The sequence below is a fragment of the Erythrobacter sp. W302b genome (assembly GCF_046452395.1).
In the GTDB taxonomy this organism is placed as follows: domain Bacteria; phylum Pseudomonadota; class Alphaproteobacteria; order Sphingomonadales; family Sphingomonadaceae; genus Erythrobacter.
This window is the reverse complement of the sequence record NZ_JBKFDH010000001.1, coordinates 1,438,248-1,451,967: the sequence shown is the minus strand read 5'-3', so window position 1 is coordinate 1,451,967 and position 13,720 is coordinate 1,438,248. Positions and strand designations below refer to the sequence as shown.

General features: G+C 64.3%; 18 protein-coding genes and 1 tRNA gene. 11 read left to right on the top strand and 8 right to left on the bottom strand.

Going from position 1 to position 13,720, the window contains the following annotated elements; all coding sequences use genetic code 11:
• Positions 1-11: 11 nt before the first annotated feature.
• Genes ACLBKT_RS07050 through ACLBKT_RS07040 form a run of 3 tightly spaced genes read right to left on the bottom strand, consistent with a single transcriptional unit; the run spans position 12 to position 2,145 of the window.
• The gene (locus tag ACLBKT_RS07050; RefSeq protein ID WP_410182225.1) at positions 12-470 is read right to left on the bottom strand and encodes a GNAT family N-acetyltransferase; all 459 of its coding nucleotides are present in this window, start codon (positions 468-470) and stop codon (positions 12-14) included.
• Complete coding sequence (gene aroB, locus ACLBKT_RS07045) at positions 467-1,585, bottom strand: 3-dehydroquinate synthase (protein WP_410182224.1); 1,119 nt, start codon at positions 1,583-1,585, stop codon at positions 467-469. Before aroB ends, ACLBKT_RS07050 begins: the two co-directional genes overlap by 4 nt.
• Complete coding sequence (locus ACLBKT_RS07040) at positions 1,576-2,145, bottom strand: shikimate kinase (protein WP_410182223.1); 570 nt, start codon at positions 2,143-2,145, stop codon at positions 1,576-1,578. The genes aroB and ACLBKT_RS07040 overlap by 10 nt, the downstream gene beginning before the upstream one ends.
• A 38-nt stretch (positions 2,146-2,183) precedes the next feature.
• Between ACLBKT_RS07040 and ACLBKT_RS07035 the strand changes: the two genes are divergently transcribed.
• The 5 genes from ACLBKT_RS07035 to ACLBKT_RS07015 all read left to right on the top strand — a co-directional run bounded on the left by ACLBKT_RS07035 (position 2,184) and on the right by ACLBKT_RS07015 (position 7,704).
• Entirely contained in the window at positions 2,184-2,384 is a 201-nt protein-coding gene (locus ACLBKT_RS07035) for a hypothetical protein (RefSeq protein WP_410182222.1), read from the top strand.
• Complete coding sequence (locus tag ACLBKT_RS07030; protein WP_410182221.1) at positions 2,381-4,282, top strand: hypothetical protein; 1,902 nt, start codon at positions 2,381-2,383, stop codon at positions 4,280-4,282. The genes ACLBKT_RS07035 and ACLBKT_RS07030 overlap by 4 nt, the downstream gene beginning before the upstream one ends.
• The gene (locus ACLBKT_RS07025; RefSeq protein ID WP_410182220.1) at positions 4,282-5,166 is read left to right on the top strand and encodes a tyrosine recombinase; all 885 of its coding nucleotides are present in this window, start codon (positions 4,282-4,284) and stop codon (positions 5,164-5,166) included. Before ACLBKT_RS07030 ends, ACLBKT_RS07025 begins: the two co-directional genes overlap by 1 nt.
• 9 nt (positions 5,167-5,175) lie before the next feature.
• The gene (locus ACLBKT_RS07020; RefSeq protein WP_410182219.1) at positions 5,176-6,120 is read left to right on the top strand and encodes an acetyl-CoA carboxylase carboxyltransferase subunit alpha; all 945 of its coding nucleotides are present in this window, start codon (positions 5,176-5,178) and stop codon (positions 6,118-6,120) included.
• A gap of 108 nt (positions 6,121-6,228) precedes the next feature.
• A complete protein-coding gene (locus ACLBKT_RS07015) occupies positions 6,229-7,704 on the top strand; it encodes a M48 family metalloprotease (protein ID WP_410182218.1) in 1,476 nt (491 codons plus the stop codon).
• A gap of 114 nt (positions 7,705-7,818) precedes the next feature.
• Here ACLBKT_RS07015 and ACLBKT_RS07010 read toward each other — a convergent pair whose 3' ends face one another.
• On the bottom strand, positions 7,819-7,998 hold the full coding sequence (locus tag ACLBKT_RS07010) for a Flp family type IVb pilin (protein WP_410182217.1): 180 nt from the start codon (positions 7,996-7,998) through the stop codon (positions 7,819-7,821).
• Between the two features lie 113 nt (positions 7,999-8,111).
• Positions 8,112-8,294, bottom strand: a complete 183-nt coding sequence (locus ACLBKT_RS07005) for a Flp family type IVb pilin (RefSeq protein WP_410182216.1) — start codon at positions 8,292-8,294, stop codon at positions 8,112-8,114.
• 136 nt (positions 8,295-8,430) lie between these two features.
• On the opposite strand from ACLBKT_RS07005, the gene ACLBKT_RS07000 reads away from it, so the two are divergent.
• Together ACLBKT_RS07000 and ACLBKT_RS06995 are read left to right on the top strand one after the other, a co-directional pair.
• A complete protein-coding gene (locus ACLBKT_RS07000) occupies positions 8,431-8,808 on the top strand; it encodes an NUDIX domain-containing protein (protein WP_410182215.1) in 378 nt (125 codons plus the stop codon).
• 57 nt (positions 8,809-8,865) lie between these two features.
• Positions 8,866-8,942: transfer RNA gene (locus ACLBKT_RS06995), tRNA-Arg, on the top strand.
• Between the two features lie 52 nt (positions 8,943-8,994).
• On the opposite strand, the gene ACLBKT_RS06990 is transcribed toward ACLBKT_RS06995, so the two are convergent.
• Positions 8,995-9,384 carry a metallopeptidase family protein gene (locus ACLBKT_RS06990; protein ID WP_410182214.1) on the bottom strand — a complete coding sequence of 130 codons (390 nt, stop codon included), beginning with the start codon at positions 9,382-9,384 and terminating at the stop codon, positions 8,995-8,997.
• Between the two features lie 199 nt (positions 9,385-9,583).
• Between ACLBKT_RS06990 and folE the strand changes: the two genes are divergently transcribed.
• Entirely contained in the window at positions 9,584-10,210 is a 627-nt protein-coding gene (gene folE, locus ACLBKT_RS06985) for a GTP cyclohydrolase I FolE (protein WP_410182213.1), read from the top strand.
• On the opposite strand, the gene ACLBKT_RS06980 is transcribed toward folE, so the two are convergent.
• Positions 10,188-11,138 carry a phosphatase PAP2 family protein gene (locus ACLBKT_RS06980; protein ID WP_410182212.1) on the bottom strand — a complete coding sequence of 317 codons (951 nt, stop codon included), beginning with the start codon at positions 11,136-11,138 and terminating at the stop codon, positions 10,188-10,190. The genes folE and ACLBKT_RS06980 overlap by 23 nt on opposite strands.
• A gap of 254 nt (positions 11,139-11,392) precedes the next feature.
• Between ACLBKT_RS06980 and ACLBKT_RS06975 the strand changes: the two genes are divergently transcribed.
• The 3 genes from ACLBKT_RS06975 (at position 11,393) to ACLBKT_RS06965 (ending at position 13,189) form a co-directional block, all read left to right on the top strand.
• On the top strand, positions 11,393-11,842 hold the full coding sequence (locus tag ACLBKT_RS06975; RefSeq protein WP_410182211.1) for a hypothetical protein: 450 nt from the start codon (positions 11,393-11,395) through the stop codon (positions 11,840-11,842).
• 135 nt (positions 11,843-11,977) lie between these two features.
• A complete protein-coding gene (locus ACLBKT_RS06970; RefSeq protein WP_410182210.1) occupies positions 11,978-12,490 on the top strand; it encodes a c-type cytochrome in 513 nt (170 codons plus the stop codon).
• Between the two features lie 6 nt (positions 12,491-12,496).
• Complete coding sequence (locus ACLBKT_RS06965; protein WP_410182209.1) at positions 12,497-13,189, top strand: cytochrome b/b6 domain-containing protein; 693 nt, start codon at positions 12,497-12,499, stop codon at positions 13,187-13,189.
• Positions 13,190-13,236: 47 nt separating this feature from the next.
• On the opposite strand, the gene ACLBKT_RS06960 is transcribed toward ACLBKT_RS06965, so the two are convergent.
• Complete coding sequence (locus ACLBKT_RS06960; RefSeq protein WP_410182208.1) at positions 13,237-13,716, bottom strand: peroxiredoxin; 480 nt, start codon at positions 13,714-13,716, stop codon at positions 13,237-13,239.
• Between the last annotated feature and the right edge of the window lie 4 nt (positions 13,717-13,720).

Below are 13,720 nucleotides of genomic sequence, written 5' to 3'. Positions count from 1 at the left end.
AGCCGCCCTGATCAATCCAAGGTCAGGTGCAGGCACTGGTTGAAGTCGGTGAGGGCATAGTCGCCGAACGCCGCGCCATTTACAAAGCCGCGCTTGCGGTAAAGCGCCAGCGCCGGATCAAACGCCGGGCCGCTGCCGGTTTCGAGGCTGAGCCGCGTGATCGCTTGGCTGCGCGCATGGTCGATGATCACCTCCAGCAACCGGGCGGCAATCCCGCGGCGCAGGAAATCGGGGTGAGTGCGCATAGATTTGAGCTCGGCCTGACCATCGCCCAAAAGTTTGAGCGCGCCGATCGCCGCCACCCGATCATCCACCCGCACAGCCCACACTGTCACCGCCGGATCGGACAACCCCGACAGGTCGAGCGCAAAGCTGCGACCCGGGGGTGAGCCAGCCTGCATCGCCTGTTGGTGAAAGGCGATCAGCGCCCGCACTTGGGGATCCCCAAGATCGGCGCGCGCGATGATCATGCGGCCAGTTCGCTGTCCAGAAACGCCGCGATATCAGCCAGATCGACATCGCGTGCCACGTAAGCCTCGCCCAGCCCGCGCAGCAGGAGGAAGGGCAGGGTGGCGGCCTCCGCCTTCTTGTCATGCCGCATGTGATCCACCAGCGCCGCACCGTCGCAGGTGAGGCCCAGCGCAGGCAGGCTGGCAGGCAGGCCGGATGCTGCGATGGCGCAGGCGGCGCGTTCAGCGGCAGCCGCTGAAATCTCGCCCCGCCGCGCCGAATAACGCGCGGCCAGCACCATGCCGAGGGCAACTGCCTCGCCGTGCAGCAACCGTTGCGAAAAGCCCGTCTCTGCCTCCAGCGCGTGGCCAAAAGTATGGCCGAGATTGAGCAGCGCACGCCGGTCTTCGGTCTCGCGCTCGTCTTCGGCAACGATCCGCGCTTTCATCGCAATGCTGACAGAAATGGCGTGTTCGAGCGCGGCAGGTTCGCGCGCCAACACACTGTCGCCATGCGCTTCCAACCAGGCGAAGAACGCCGCATCACCGAGCAAGCCATACTTCAGCACCTCGGCATAGCCGGCGCGCATTTCGCGATCCGGCAGAGTGGCGAGCACCAGCGGGTCGATCAGCACACGGCTTGGCTGGTGGAAGGCCCCGATCAGGTTCTTGCCCGCGGCGGTATTGATCGCGGTCTTGCCGCCGACCGACGAATCGACCTGCGCCAGCAAGGTCGTGGGCAATTGCACGAAGCCGCAGCCGCGCTTGGTGATTGCGCAGGCGAAGCCGACGAGATCGCCCACCACGCCGCCGCCGAGCGCGAAGACGTGATCCTTGCGGGTGACGCCCATGGCCAGCAGCCAGTCGCACAGCTGTTCGAGCACGCCCCAGGTTTTCGCATCTTCGCCCGGCTCGACCACGAACCATTCGGCCGCCAGCCCGTGGGCAGCCAGATTGGCTGCGACACTCTCGCCATAAAGTCGCTGGGTGTTGGTATCAGCCACGAAGGGCACGCGGCGTCCGGCACCATAGCTCTTCAGAAACGGCGCAGCTGCTTCGGCAAGACGCCCAAGCAGGCCTTCCTCAATCACCACATCATAGGCGCGCCTGGCCAGCGCGACAGGAATCACAGCCATTGATCAATCGCCTCGATGATCGCGCGCGCGGTATCGGCATGCGGGCCGGTTTCGCTGATGACGCGGATATGGGCCTGCCCATAGAAAGGCGCGCGCTCCTGCGCCAGCCGGGTGAGAATGTCGTGTGGATCGCCATTCTTGAGCAATGGCCGGTTCCCGCGCCGCGCCGTGCGTTCGACCAGCGTGTCGATGTCGCAATCGATCCACACCGCGATCCCGCGTTCCAGCACCAGTGCCCGGGTGGCAGGATCGACAAAGGCCCCGCCGCCGGTGGCGATGACCCCGTGGGATTCGTCCATCAACCGGGCGATCACGCGACGTTCGCCATCGCGGAAATAGGCCTCGCCAAAGGTTTCGAAGATTTCGGGGATCGAGCGCTGGGCCGCTTCGACGATCGCTTCGTCAGCGTCGACAAAATCGCGCTGCAACAGGCTGGCCAGCTTGCGCCCCACGGTTGATTTGCCCACGCCCATCAGGCCCACCAGCACCACGGGCCGCGTGATGCGCGCAGCAATCGCGGCAAGCGGGGCAGGATCGTTGAGAGGCGGCGCAGCGGACATTGCCGCAGGGCCTATAGATGGGCTAGGGCACGCGCAATATGCGAAACTCTCGCTCCTCGCGTCTCTCACCGACCAGCCTTCAGGAGGCACCCGCTCCGAGTGTTCCGGCCGGGCGGGGCTGGATGGTGTTTGCGGGCCTCGCAGTGGCCGCTTTGCTCGCGCTCGCGTGGTTCGATGGCGGCGAGGAACCGCTGCGCCCTATCGCCGATGATGTGGCTCTGCCGGAGCAGACGCAATGAGCGGCAGACGGTTCGGTGCCAGCGTGCTCGCTATCGCGCTGGCGGGCGTGCTCGGAGGGGCAGGGCTGGCCGGTTTCGCTGGCGCTCAGGGCAAGCCCGAATCGCTGCTGCCACCGGGGTTTGATGATCCGGCGCCCGCACCGTCTCCGCGTCCGAGCCCTGCGCCAGCCCCGCAGACTGGCAATCCGCCTCCGTCTGCCTCCCAGCCCGGGGCTGCGCCAGTGCCTGGCGTGCCCGTCGATCCGTCGACCCTGCCGCCGATGCCGAGCATCACGCGCGGCGATTTGTCGCGCCTGCCAAGCCTTGAGGCGCTGGAAAACATGTCGACCGAGGAGCTGGACAGGCTGCTCGGGTTGAAGCCCAAGTCCGACATTCCCGCTGGGGCGCGGCGCGCTCTGACGCGGATCGGTGTGCTGGCAACAGACGAGGGCGGGTTGCCGCCGGCTGCGCTCGCGAATCAGCCGGACAAGCTGGTGCGCGCGGTGCTGGCAGGCACCCGCGGACCGATGGTGTCGCGCTGGGGCCACATCCTGATGCGTCGCGCACTCGCGAGCCGCTTGGCTGCGCCGCTTGGCATGGACCCGATCGAGTTTGCGGCCCTGCGCGTCGGCGTGCTCAACGGGATGGGCGAATATGCGCTTGCCCGCGCGGTGGTGCAGGATGTCGACAGCGCTGACTGGTCGCCCAGCCTGACGCAGGAGGCGCTCACCGCCTATCTCGGCAGCGGCGACATCACCGGCGCGTGTCCGGCGGTGCGGCTGCAAGGCTCAACCCGTGAGGACGGCCAGTGGCAGATGTGGCAGGCGATCTGCAACGCCTATGCCGGGGAAAGCGCGCTTGCGGCCTCGCAGCTTGATCGCGCGCTGTTCCGGGGCGTGGCACCCCGGGTTGACGTGCTGCTGGCGCGTCGGTTTGCGGGCGCAGCCGGACGCGGTCAGCGCGGTGTTCAGATCGAATGGAACGGGGTGGACGATCTCAACCCATGGCGCTTCGGCCTTGCCACCGCGCTTGGCGAGCCGCTCCCCGATGGCCTGCTCGACGGCGCGATGAAGGATAAGGGCGGGGCCTATTACGCCCGCGCCGGGGCGCTGCTGCCGATGCTGCCTGCGACTCAGCGGGCTGCCTTCGCCGGGCGGGCCGCGCGCGAGGGGATCATGTCGGCTGACGCGATGGTCGATCTCTATTCCGAGGTTTTCGCCGATCCGGCTGCCAGCGGCGATCCGCAGACCCATGCGGCGGCCTTGCGGGAAGCCTATCTTGCGGCAGACCCCGCCGCACGGATTGCGGCGATGGAGCGACTTTGGGCCGCAGGTGCCGCGCTTGGCGGCGGGGACGGCTACGGCGCGCGAGTGCTGACGGCCTATGCCGCCGCGCGCATTCCCGCCGATGCTGCCCATGCCGATGCTGCGGGTGAGCTGATCGCGGCGATGCTGACGGCTGGGCTGGATGGCAACGCGGTGCGATGGGCCAATGTGGTGGAGGAAGGCTCGCTTGGCTGGGCGCTGATTGCGCTCGCCAATCCGCGCGGAGACGACGTTGGCCAAGGCGCGGTTGAAAGCTTCACGGGCAGCGACGACAGCGAAGGCGCGCGCAAATCGGCCTTCCTCGTGGCTGGGCTCGCCGGAATTGGACGGCTGAGCGAGGGTGACGCCAATGCTCTGGCTGGCGACCTTGATTTCGATCTGGCGCGCGAAACCCGCTGGACCCGGGCCATTTCGCGCGCGGCCGAAGTCGGGAATCCGACGCTGGTGGTGTTCCTTGCCGGGCTCGGGATGCAGGGGACGAGCTGGCAGCAGATGACACCGCTGCATCTCTATCACATCACCGCGGCGCTGACCCGTGTGGGGATGCAGGCCGAGGCCCGGATGATCGCCGCCGAGGCTGTGGCGCGGGGCTGATGTCCGCCGGGACCGAGGCGTTTCTTGCAATGCTGGCGGCTGAACGGGGCGCTGCGGCCAATACGTTGGCGGCGTATCGCCGTGATTTGAACCAAGCCGAAGACGCCATCGGCGATCTGGCGGCCGCACCGCGCGATGCCGTCGCCAGCTTGGCCGGCGAATGGGCGGACCTTGCCCCGTCAAGCGTCGCGCGCAAGGCTTCGGCCCTGCGCCAATTCTTCGGCTTTGCCGTCGACGAAGGCTGGCGCGGCGACGATCCTTCTGGAGCCCTGCCACGTCCGCGCGCGCGCCGTCCGCTGCCCAAGGTGCTCGGTCATGACCAGATCACGGCGCTGTTCGCGCGCGCCGAGGAAGAGGCGGCTGGCGATGATCCCAAGGCCGTGCGGCTGCTGGCGCTGATCGAATTGCTGTACGGTTCAGGCCTGCGGGCCAGCGAGCTGGTAACGCTGCCGATCCACGCTGTGCCGCGCGATGCACCTTTCCTGACAGTGACGGGGAAGGGCGGGACAACGCGGCTGGTCCCGGTTGGCGGGCGAGCACTGGACGCACTGGCGCGTTGGTTGGCGCTGCGCCCTCACAGCCAGTCGCGCTACCTGTTCCCTTCGGGCGAGGGCAAGCCGCTGAGCCGGGTGCGCCTGTTCCAGCTGCTCAAGGCGCTGGCGGCGCGCGCCGGGCTCGATCCTGCCACCATCAGCCCGCACGTCCTGCGCCACGCCTTTGCCACGCACCTGCTGGAGGGCGGTGCCGACCTGCGCGTGCTGCAAACCCTGCTCGGTCATGCCGACATTTCCACCACCCAGATCTACACCCATGTCGATGCTGCGCGGCTGGTTGCCCTCGTCAATTCCCGCCACCCGCTTGCAACCCGCTCAACATCCGACTAGCCCCGCGCGATGATTTCCTACCTCGATTTCGAGAAACCGGTCGCCGCCCTTGAAGAGCGCATCGCACAGCTGCGCAGCGTCAATGCGCTGCATGATGTTGATGTCGCCAGTGAGATCGGGCGGCTTGAGGCCAAGAGCGCCGAACTTCTCGCCAGCACCTATGCCTCCCTGACGCCGTGGCAGAAGACGCAAGTGGCCCGCCATCCGCAGCGGCCGCATTTCCGCGATTATGTCGCCCATGCCTTCAGCGAATTTGTGCCGCTCGGCGGCGACCGGCTCTATGGCGACGATCTGGCGATCATGGGCGGCTTTGCGCGGCTCGATGGCCGCCGGGTGATGCTGATCGGGCACGAAAAGGGCCACGACACCACCACGCGCATTGCGCACAATTTCGGCATGGGCAAACCCGAAGGCTATCGCAAGGCGATCCGCCTGATGGAATTGGCGAGCCGATTCGGCCTGCCGGTGGTGACGCTGGTGGACACATCCGGCGCGTTTCCGGGGATTGAAGCGGAAGAACGCGGTCAGGCGGAAGCCATCGCCCGCTCGACCGAGGCGTGTCTCGCTCTGGAAGTGCCGATGGTTGCGGCCATCGTTGGCGAGGGCGGATCGGGCGGCGCGGTTGCACTGGCGTCGGCCAACCGGGTGCTGATGATGGAGCATGCGGTCTATTCGGTCATCTCGCCAGAAGGCTGCGCTTCGATCCTGTGGCGCACGTCGGAAAAGGCTGCCGACGCCGCGCAGGCGATGAAGATCACCGCCCAGCATCTCAAGCGCGACAAGGTGATTGACCGCATCGTCAAGGAGCCAGTCGGCGGCGCCCAGCGCGATCCGCAGGCTGCGGCCCGGATGCTCGGCGCGGCGCTGAGCGAGGAGATCGAACAGCTGTCACGCCTGAGCCGTGCGGAACTGGTCGCCCAGCGCGAGGAGCGTTTCCTCGGCATCGGGGGTTAAGCTCGGCAAAGGTGCCATCCCAAGTTAAGGTTTCGTTTGCCAAGTCTTTCCGTTGCGCTGCTTTGCCGATAGGCTTGCAGCAGAACAAGACAGCGGAAGGAGCCACCTATGGCACGCATTTCACGCAAGATGCTGGCGCTCGGGGTAGCGCCTTTGGCGTTGACCGGATGCATGGGCGCAGGCGGGGCCATTCCCTCTGCCTCGACCCCGATTACACAGGCTGAAGCACAGCAGGGCGCGCAATATCACCCGCAATTGCTCGCCGAATTTGGCGGCGCGATGACCGGCACCCACGCCCAATATGTTGAACAGGTGGGAAAGAATATCGCGGTCCAGTCAGGCCTCGGCAACGCGCGTGAGAGCTTTACCGTCAGCCTGCTGAACTCGCCCGTGCACAATGCTTTCGCGGTGCCGGGGGGGTATATCTACACCACCCGCCAGTTGGTTACCCTGATGAACAACGAGGCGGAACTTGCCGGCGTGCTGGGGCATGAAGTCGGCCATGTTGCCGCGCGCCATTCGCAGCGGCGTCAGGCTGAAGCCCAGAAGAATACTCTGCTCGGCGGCGGTCTGGCGATCCTTTCGGGGATCCTGCTGGGCGATTCGGGGCTGGGCAACACCCTGTCGCGCACCTTCCTGGAAGGCTCGCAGATGCTGACGCTCAAATTTTCACGCCAGCAAGAGCTGGAGGCGGATGATCTCGGTATCCAGTATCTGGGTCGTGCGGGCTATGATCAGCGCGCGATGGGCACTGTTCTTGCCAGTCTTGCTGCGCAAAACGGGCTTGATGCGCGTCTCGCCGGGCGCAATGCGAGCGTTCCCGAATGGGCTTCGACCCACCCTGACCCCGCCAGCCGCGTACAAAGCGCGCTCGCCAAGGCGAGCGCGGCGGGTGCTGGCGGTGTAACGAATCGCGACACCTTCCTCACCCGAATCGACGGGATGCTCTACGGTGACGACCCGGCGCAGGGCATGATCGAGGGCAGCACCTTCATTCACCCGGAAATGCGTCTCGCCTTCACCGCGCCTCAGGGCTTCTACATGGTCAACGGCACCCGGGCGGTCAGCATTCAGGGGCAGGGAGGGCAGGCGCAGATGACGCTGGCAGCCTATAGCGGCAACCTGGAGACCTATGTGCGCCAGCAGTTCACCGCCCTTGGCGGACAGAACAGCACCCTTGCCCCCTCTCAGCTTGAGCGAACGACGGTGAATGGCCTGCCTGCGGTGTATGGCACTGCGCGGGTCAACAATGGCCAGAGCCAAGTGGATGTGGTCGTGTTTGCCTATGAATTCGCCCGCGATCGTGCCTATCACTTCACCGCGATTGCGCCTGCGGGCCGCGCGGCGACCTTCAATTCGATGTTCCAGTCGATGCGGCGAATCACGCAGGCGGAGGCAGCTTCGGTGGTGCCGAAGAAATTGCAGGTGGTGACTGTCGCCCGCGGCGACACGGTGGCGAGCCTGGCGCGGCGGATGGCCTATGACAGCGCCCAGGAAGATCGCTTCCGCGTGCTGAACGCGCTCAGCAGCAGCGCGACGCTGACGCCGGGTCAGAAGGTCAAGCTGGTCGTGCGAGCCCGCTGATTTCTGCGCATGATGGCCGTGCGGGCTGCCGCAACGCGCATTCTTTCGAACGACAAAAGAAAAGGCGGCGGGAATTGCTCCCCGCCGCCTTCCTGTTTGCTTTCAGCGACCGCCTTACGGGGTCGAGGTGCCAGCTTCCATCTCGGTGCTGACGTTCTGGAACGTCGCGCTCAGGGTCGAACCCAGCGAGGTCATGGCGGTGATCGCGGCGACGGCGATGAGAGCGGCAATCAGGCCGTATTCGATGGCGGTAGCGCCCTGCTCGTCACGGACGAGGTTCTTGAAGAAGGTCATCTGTAGTCTCCTGGTTTGGTCTTCGGTACCCAAGCCCCCCCTGTTCGGCGGCGGGCTATTTGTGAGATAATCGATACGTATTGAGAAATTCCTAATTCGAAACGAAATTGAAATTACCCGTTCATTGCATCGACGCCTTTGCTCTCGATCATGTTCCACATGGCGATGGCCGTGTCTGCGACGCCTTGCAGCGACACAATCATGGCGATCACGATAAGAGCGACAATCAGGCCATATTCGACAGCGGTAGCTCCCGAGGCGTCGTCGACGAGGTCCTTGATGAAAGTCGACAGCATTGGTGGTTCCCCCCGTTCGTCACGGCCTGATGTGTCTAAAATCCGGGCTTCGAGTTAATAAATGGTTGAGATCGGGAAGGGTCATGGAAAGTAATCCGACATGACAGGGAACTGGATGACAGTTGTCGCAGGCGCATTGCACCGCGGTGATGGGCTCTGGCTGATGCATCAGCGGCCTGTCGGCAAGCACCATGCAGGCCTGTGGGAGTTCCCCGGCGGCAAGGTGGAAGCCCATGAAATACCTAGAGAATCCTTGGTTCGAGAACTGGAGGAAGAGCTGGGAATTACCTGCCGTTCTTCTGACTGCGCGCCCGCTGGCTTTGCCGACGGCGGAACGGCCGTTAGCGGCCAGGCGCTTGTCATTCTGCTTTACACCTTGCGCCTATGGGAGGGCGAACCGCGGTCACTTGAGGGCGGGGCGGTGGGCTGGTTCACCCCGATCGAGGCGCTTGCGCTGCCGAAGCCGCCGCTTGATGTCATGCTGGCCGAGCGGCTGTTTCAAAATCTCGAATGAAAGCCAAACGCCTCTTGCCAAGCCTCACGCACCCCCCTATGTGCCGCCCCTCAGCGCGCACCCGTAGCTCAGCTGGATAGAGCATCAGACTACGAATCTGAGGGTCGGACGTTCGAATCGTTCCGGGTGCGCCAACAAAGCCCGCTCCTTGCAAAAGGGGCGGGCTTTGTCGGTTCTGGGCTGGGCCTATTCCGGCACACTCTCCTCGAGAGCATGCATATCATCGTCCGACAGACCGAAATGGTGACCGGCTTCGTGAATCACCACATGGCGGATGAGGGCGGCAAAGCTCACGCCGGTTTCCTCCATCTCGGCCAGCAGCGGCTGGCGGAACAGCGTGATGACCGGGGGTAGCCCTTCGCTGTCCCACTGCGACCGCTCGGTCAGTGCGACGCCTTCATAGAGCCCGGTCAGCTCCCAGCGATCGGCAATCCCGACAGCGTGGAGCTGCTCGGCGGTCGCGAATTCCTCGATTCGCAGCACCACATCGGCCAGTGGCTGGCGGAAGGCCTCTGGCAGACGAGCGAGCACGGAAGCAGCGGCGGCTTCGAAATCGGCGATGCTGGGCTGAGGCACGATCGAAGTCCTTTATCGTCACCATGGGGGATGAATTGCCGCGGCAATCCCTTACATAAAGCAAGATGGGGACAGCATCCTTCCCGCGCAACCGGCGTATCTGCATGGAACGCCTCGGGAGTTGATGGGTTGACGTCACTCGGGATCGACAGGCGAGGGGGCTCTGACCGGGCCAATGAGTAAAGAAAGACGACAGACCATGAATTACGTTTCGGCCCATGATCACGATGATGCGTTCGATCCGGAAAACCCGATGGGCAAGCCTGAAGTGCCGGAGCATGTCCAGAACGCGATCCGCACGCTGATCGAGTGGGCAGGCGACGATCCAAATCGCGAAGGCCTGCGCGATACCCCCAAGCGGGTCGGCCGCGCGTGGCTGGAATATTGTGAGGGCTACAAGGAGGATCCGGCGATCCACCTGTCGCGCATCTTCGAGGAAGTGGGCGGCTATGACGAGATCGTGCTGCTCAAGGACATTCCGTTCCAGTCGCATTGCGAACACCACATGGCCCCGATCATCGGCAAGGCAGCGATTGCCTATCTGCCCAACAAGAAGGTGGTGGGCATTTCCAAGCTCGCGCGTGTCCTGCACGGTTATGCCCAGCGCTTGCAGATTCAGGAGCGCCTGACCGCTGAAGTTGCGCAGTGCATCTGGGACAATCTCGATCCGCATGGTGTGGCCGTGGTGATCGAAGCACAGCATGGCTGCATGACCGGTCGCGGCGTCAAGACACCGGGCGTGGGCATGATCACCAGCCGCATCCTCGGCTGCTTCCTCGACAATGACAGCAGCCGCAAGGAAGTTATGAGCTTGATGGGCTACTGATACGACGGGCGATGACGGCAGCGATCAGCCAAATGAGCGTTCCTGCGAGGATGTCTGTGACATAATGCCCGCCGATCGGGATGGTCGACACGATGACAATGGTGCTGGCCGCCACGCCAAGCCAAGCGAAGCGCGTCTCGGCCAAGGCCTGGGCGAGCAGCAGTCCCAGCACCGTATGGAACGAAGGAAAGGTCACCAGCCCCGACATGTCGGCAATGCCGAAACGTGGGTCGGTTCCGGCATGAAGGTGATCGAAGGCGGCCAGATGGTAAATCCCGGCGCCTTTCGGTAGCCCGTTGCCCTGGAGGTACAAGAGATCGAAATGGGCCATCGCTCCGCGTGCCGGAGCCATGATCGAGATTGCCGCGATGGCCTGCATCGTCATCAATGTCGTGTTGAAAAGTTCCCAGGCTTTGCGTGTTCGGCCTGCCAGTAGGGTGAGCACGATGCAGCCGGCGGCCACGGGGCCGGACAGATTGTAGGCGATCGCGAGGCTATCAATCAGCCAAGGGTGGGCGGTGAAGGCCGGTACTGCGACGCTCACGTCCCAGCCGATGATTTCATCCATCCGCGCAAGCGCAGCATCAATGGTTGGCGCTCGAAGGCGCAAGCCCACATTGGAAATGAGTCCGCAGAACAACAGGGACAGCGTGCCCGCTGCAACAATTGCGGCCGCGTGAGCAAATCGCGGCTCCATCTTTCGAAAATGAGCGTAGGCCGTGACCAGACCCATTCCCAGAGCGAGAGCGACGAAAGGGGCAAATTCCGACAGCTTCACCTCAAGGCCGGAAGCAGCAATGACAGTGGCCGCTAACGCCGCCGCTGCGGCAAGCACGCCTGCCGGAACAAGTGCCCAAGCGGACGGAAGCTTGCCGGCCAATCCAAGGCTTGCGAGATGCGTCGTAAGGCGGGCGGCAGGTTGGTCCATGTCGCGGCCCTACCTTCAACAGCGTAAATTTCGGCTTAAGGTTGAAATGACCGGTGTTTGGCTCTCGCAACCCGCTCCTCGGCGTTGATCGCATATCTGCGAATATTCAGGCTTTGAATTTCCTCACCTTCCAGTGTTCGAAATGCACCTTCCACGCTCGGTCAGGGGCGAGCCAAGCCTTGGATTGCGCGATTCGCAATGGTAGTCTGGCCCGATCCACGGCCCTAACGGCCGGGACCAAGCAGGAGAGTACCATGAAGAAGTACGTCTTTGCCGGGCTGGCGCTGAGCGCCTGCCTCGCTTCGCCTACCTTCGCACTCGAGCATGAGGTCGTGATCGACCATGCGGATGGCCCGATCGCGGCCGATTACAAGGGTTCGGTCACGATCGAAACCACGCAGGTCGGGGCTGCCGGTCCGGCCGGACGGCCGAACACGCTGCGCTGCAATTGGACCGCCACGCTGAATGTCGAGCGGGTCGCCAAGGTTGGCGAGACGCTGCAATCGCGCCGCACCCTCACCAGTGATGATGTGGTGAGTGGCTCGCGTCCGGGCTGGTGCGAAACCCATGCCAAGGCGATCGACCGTCTCGTCGATACGCGCCGGGACAATATTCGCACCGCCATGCTCGCATTGATCGATCAGGATCGCGCGGAGCTTCTCGCGGAGGCCGAGGGCGCACAGGCCAGCCGCCGCGGCGTCTGATTTCACAAAGAGGTCGCAGCCAAGCGGGGCGCTTCCATCGTGGAGGCGTCCCGCTTTCGCATTTGCGATCAGGGGCAAAGCATCGTAGCCTTCGGGTCCGGCCCAGTCTATGAGGCTTACCGACGGAGATTGCTGATGCTGCGCAGACCTGCCACCCGTTTTGTTGTTGCCGCCACCCTGGCGGGCGTGCTTGCCGCCTGTTCGGGCGAAGGGGCTTCCGATGCCGCGCCCAGCGGTGATGTCGCAGCTGCGGGCGAAGTCCCGCCGGTGCTCAAGGAGCGCCATGACAATTTCGAAGGTATTGGCGACGCATTCAAGGCAGTGCGCGGGGAGCTCGACAAGGACGCGCCCGATTTCACGCTGATCGCCGCCAAGGCGGGTGATATCAACACGCGCGCAAAGCTGATCGAAACCCACTTCCCGGCTGGCACCAGCGTCGATGATGGCTTCAAGACCGAAGCCCTGCCGTCGATCTGGCAGAAGCCGGAGGAATTCAAGGCCGCCGCGCAAAAGCTGGTCGATGAAAGCGCCAAGCTGGTGACCGTCGCAGGTGAAGGCGACAAGGCTGCGACGGGAGCGCAGGCGATGGCGATGGGCGGCGCGTGCAAGGGCTGCCACGACCAGTTCCGGCTCGACGACAAGAAGTAGGCCCTGATGACCGATCCGCTCGGTACGGCGCCCGCTGCTTCTCAGGATGTGAAGGTGTGGGATCCCTTGCTGCGGATCACGCATTGGAGTTTTCTGCTGATCATCCCGATGATGTGGTGGACGGCGGAGAACTCCAAATGGGCCCTCCATCGCCGCACCGGACTGGTGTTGCTCGGTCTGCTGGTGTTCCGTTTGCTGTGGGGATTTCTCGGGCCTGAGACCGCGCGCTTTTCCAGCTTTGTGAAGGGTCCGGGCGAAGTCATCGCCTATCTGCGCGGGGCCGTGTCAGATGCCGCGACCCGCATCGGACATTCGCCGATTGGCGGGTGGAGCACCTTGGCGCTGCTTGGGGCGATGTTGCTTCAGGTCAGCATGGGACTGTTTGCGGGCGATCCCTATGACGGGATGACCGGACCGCTCAATCCGCTCGTCGGCGTGATGACGGCCGATGCCATCACCGAATGGCACGAGACATTCTTCTGGGTGATCGCAGGCCTGATCGGCCTGCACTTGGCCGCGATCACCTTTTACGCGGTGAAGGGCAATGATCTGCTGAGCCCGATGGTGAGCGGTGATCGTCCGCCGATGCCGGGCGTGACGGGGATTGGCCCAACGCCATGGGCGCGCGCGGCGCTGGCGATGGGGCTGGCAGCCGGCTTTGCGCTATGGGTGGCGTATGGCGCGCCGCCGCTGACCTAGGGTAACGTCCCTCCCCGTCGCGCTGCAAGGGGGAGGGACTGGCTCGCTTACAGCTGGCCGAGCATGTGGTCGGCGCTCGAAACCTTAAAGTCGCCCGGCTCTTCGACATTGAGCTGCTCGACCACGCCATCATTGATGACCATCGAGAAGCGCTGGCCGCGCTTGCCGAGGCCAAAGGCCGAGCCGTCCATGGTGAGGCCCAGCGCTTCGACGAAATCGGCATTGCCGTCGGCCAGCATGGTGATGTCGTCGCTGCCGGCGGCCTTGTTCCAAGCGCCCATCACGAAGGGGTCGTTGACCGCGGTGCCGACGATCTCGTCCACGCCCTTGGCCTTGAGGTCGCTCGCCTTTTCGACGAAGCCGGGCAGGTGTTTGGCTGAGCAGGTCGGGGTGAAGGCACCGGGGACCGAGAACAGCGCCACGCGCTTGCCGGCGAAATAGTCGGACGACTTGACCGGCTGGGGGCCTTCGGCGGTCGCCTTGATCAACGTGACTTCGGGGATCTTGTCGCCAACGGAAATTGTCATGATG

Coding starts and splice junctions, on each gene's coding strand:
- ACLBKT_RS07050 (WP_410182225.1), bottom strand. CDS start 470: ATGATCATCGCGCGCGCCGATCTTGGGGATCCCCAAGTGCGGGCGCTG.
- aroB (WP_410182224.1), bottom strand. CDS start 1,585: ATGGCTGTGATTCCTGTCGCGCTGGCCAGGCGCGCCTATGATGTGGTG.
- ACLBKT_RS07040 (WP_410182223.1), bottom strand. CDS start 2,145: ATGTCCGCTGCGCCGCCTCTCAACGATCCTGCCCCGCTTGCCGCGATT.
- ACLBKT_RS07035 (WP_410182222.1), top strand. CDS start 2,184: ATGCGAAACTCTCGCTCCTCGCGTCTCTCACCGACCAGCCTTCAGGAG.
- ACLBKT_RS07030 (WP_410182221.1), top strand. CDS start 2,381: ATGAGCGGCAGACGGTTCGGTGCCAGCGTGCTCGCTATCGCGCTGGCG.
- ACLBKT_RS07025 (WP_410182220.1), top strand. CDS start 4,282: ATGTCCGCCGGGACCGAGGCGTTTCTTGCAATGCTGGCGGCTGAACGG.
- ACLBKT_RS07020 (WP_410182219.1), top strand. CDS start 5,176: ATGATTTCCTACCTCGATTTCGAGAAACCGGTCGCCGCCCTTGAAGAG.
- ACLBKT_RS07015 (WP_410182218.1), top strand. CDS start 6,229: ATGGCACGCATTTCACGCAAGATGCTGGCGCTCGGGGTAGCGCCTTTG.
- ACLBKT_RS07010 (WP_410182217.1), bottom strand. CDS start 7,998: ATGACCTTCTTCAAGAACCTCGTCCGTGACGAGCAGGGCGCTACCGCC.
- ACLBKT_RS07005 (WP_410182216.1), bottom strand. CDS start 8,294: ATGCTGTCGACTTTCATCAAGGACCTCGTCGACGACGCCTCGGGAGCT.
- folE (WP_410182213.1), top strand. CDS start 9,584: ATGAATTACGTTTCGGCCCATGATCACGATGATGCGTTCGATCCGGAA.
- ACLBKT_RS06980 (WP_410182212.1), bottom strand. CDS start 11,138: ATGGACCAACCTGCCGCCCGCCTTACGACGCATCTCGCAAGCCTTGGA.
- ACLBKT_RS06975 (WP_410182211.1), top strand. CDS start 11,393: ATGAAGAAGTACGTCTTTGCCGGGCTGGCGCTGAGCGCCTGCCTCGCT.
- ACLBKT_RS06970 (WP_410182210.1), top strand. CDS start 11,978: ATGCTGCGCAGACCTGCCACCCGTTTTGTTGTTGCCGCCACCCTGGCG.
- ACLBKT_RS06965 (WP_410182209.1), top strand. CDS start 12,497: ATGACCGATCCGCTCGGTACGGCGCCCGCTGCTTCTCAGGATGTGAAG.
- ACLBKT_RS06960 (WP_410182208.1), bottom strand. CDS start 13,716: ATGACAATTTCCGTTGGCGACAAGATCCCCGAAGTCACGTTGATCAAG.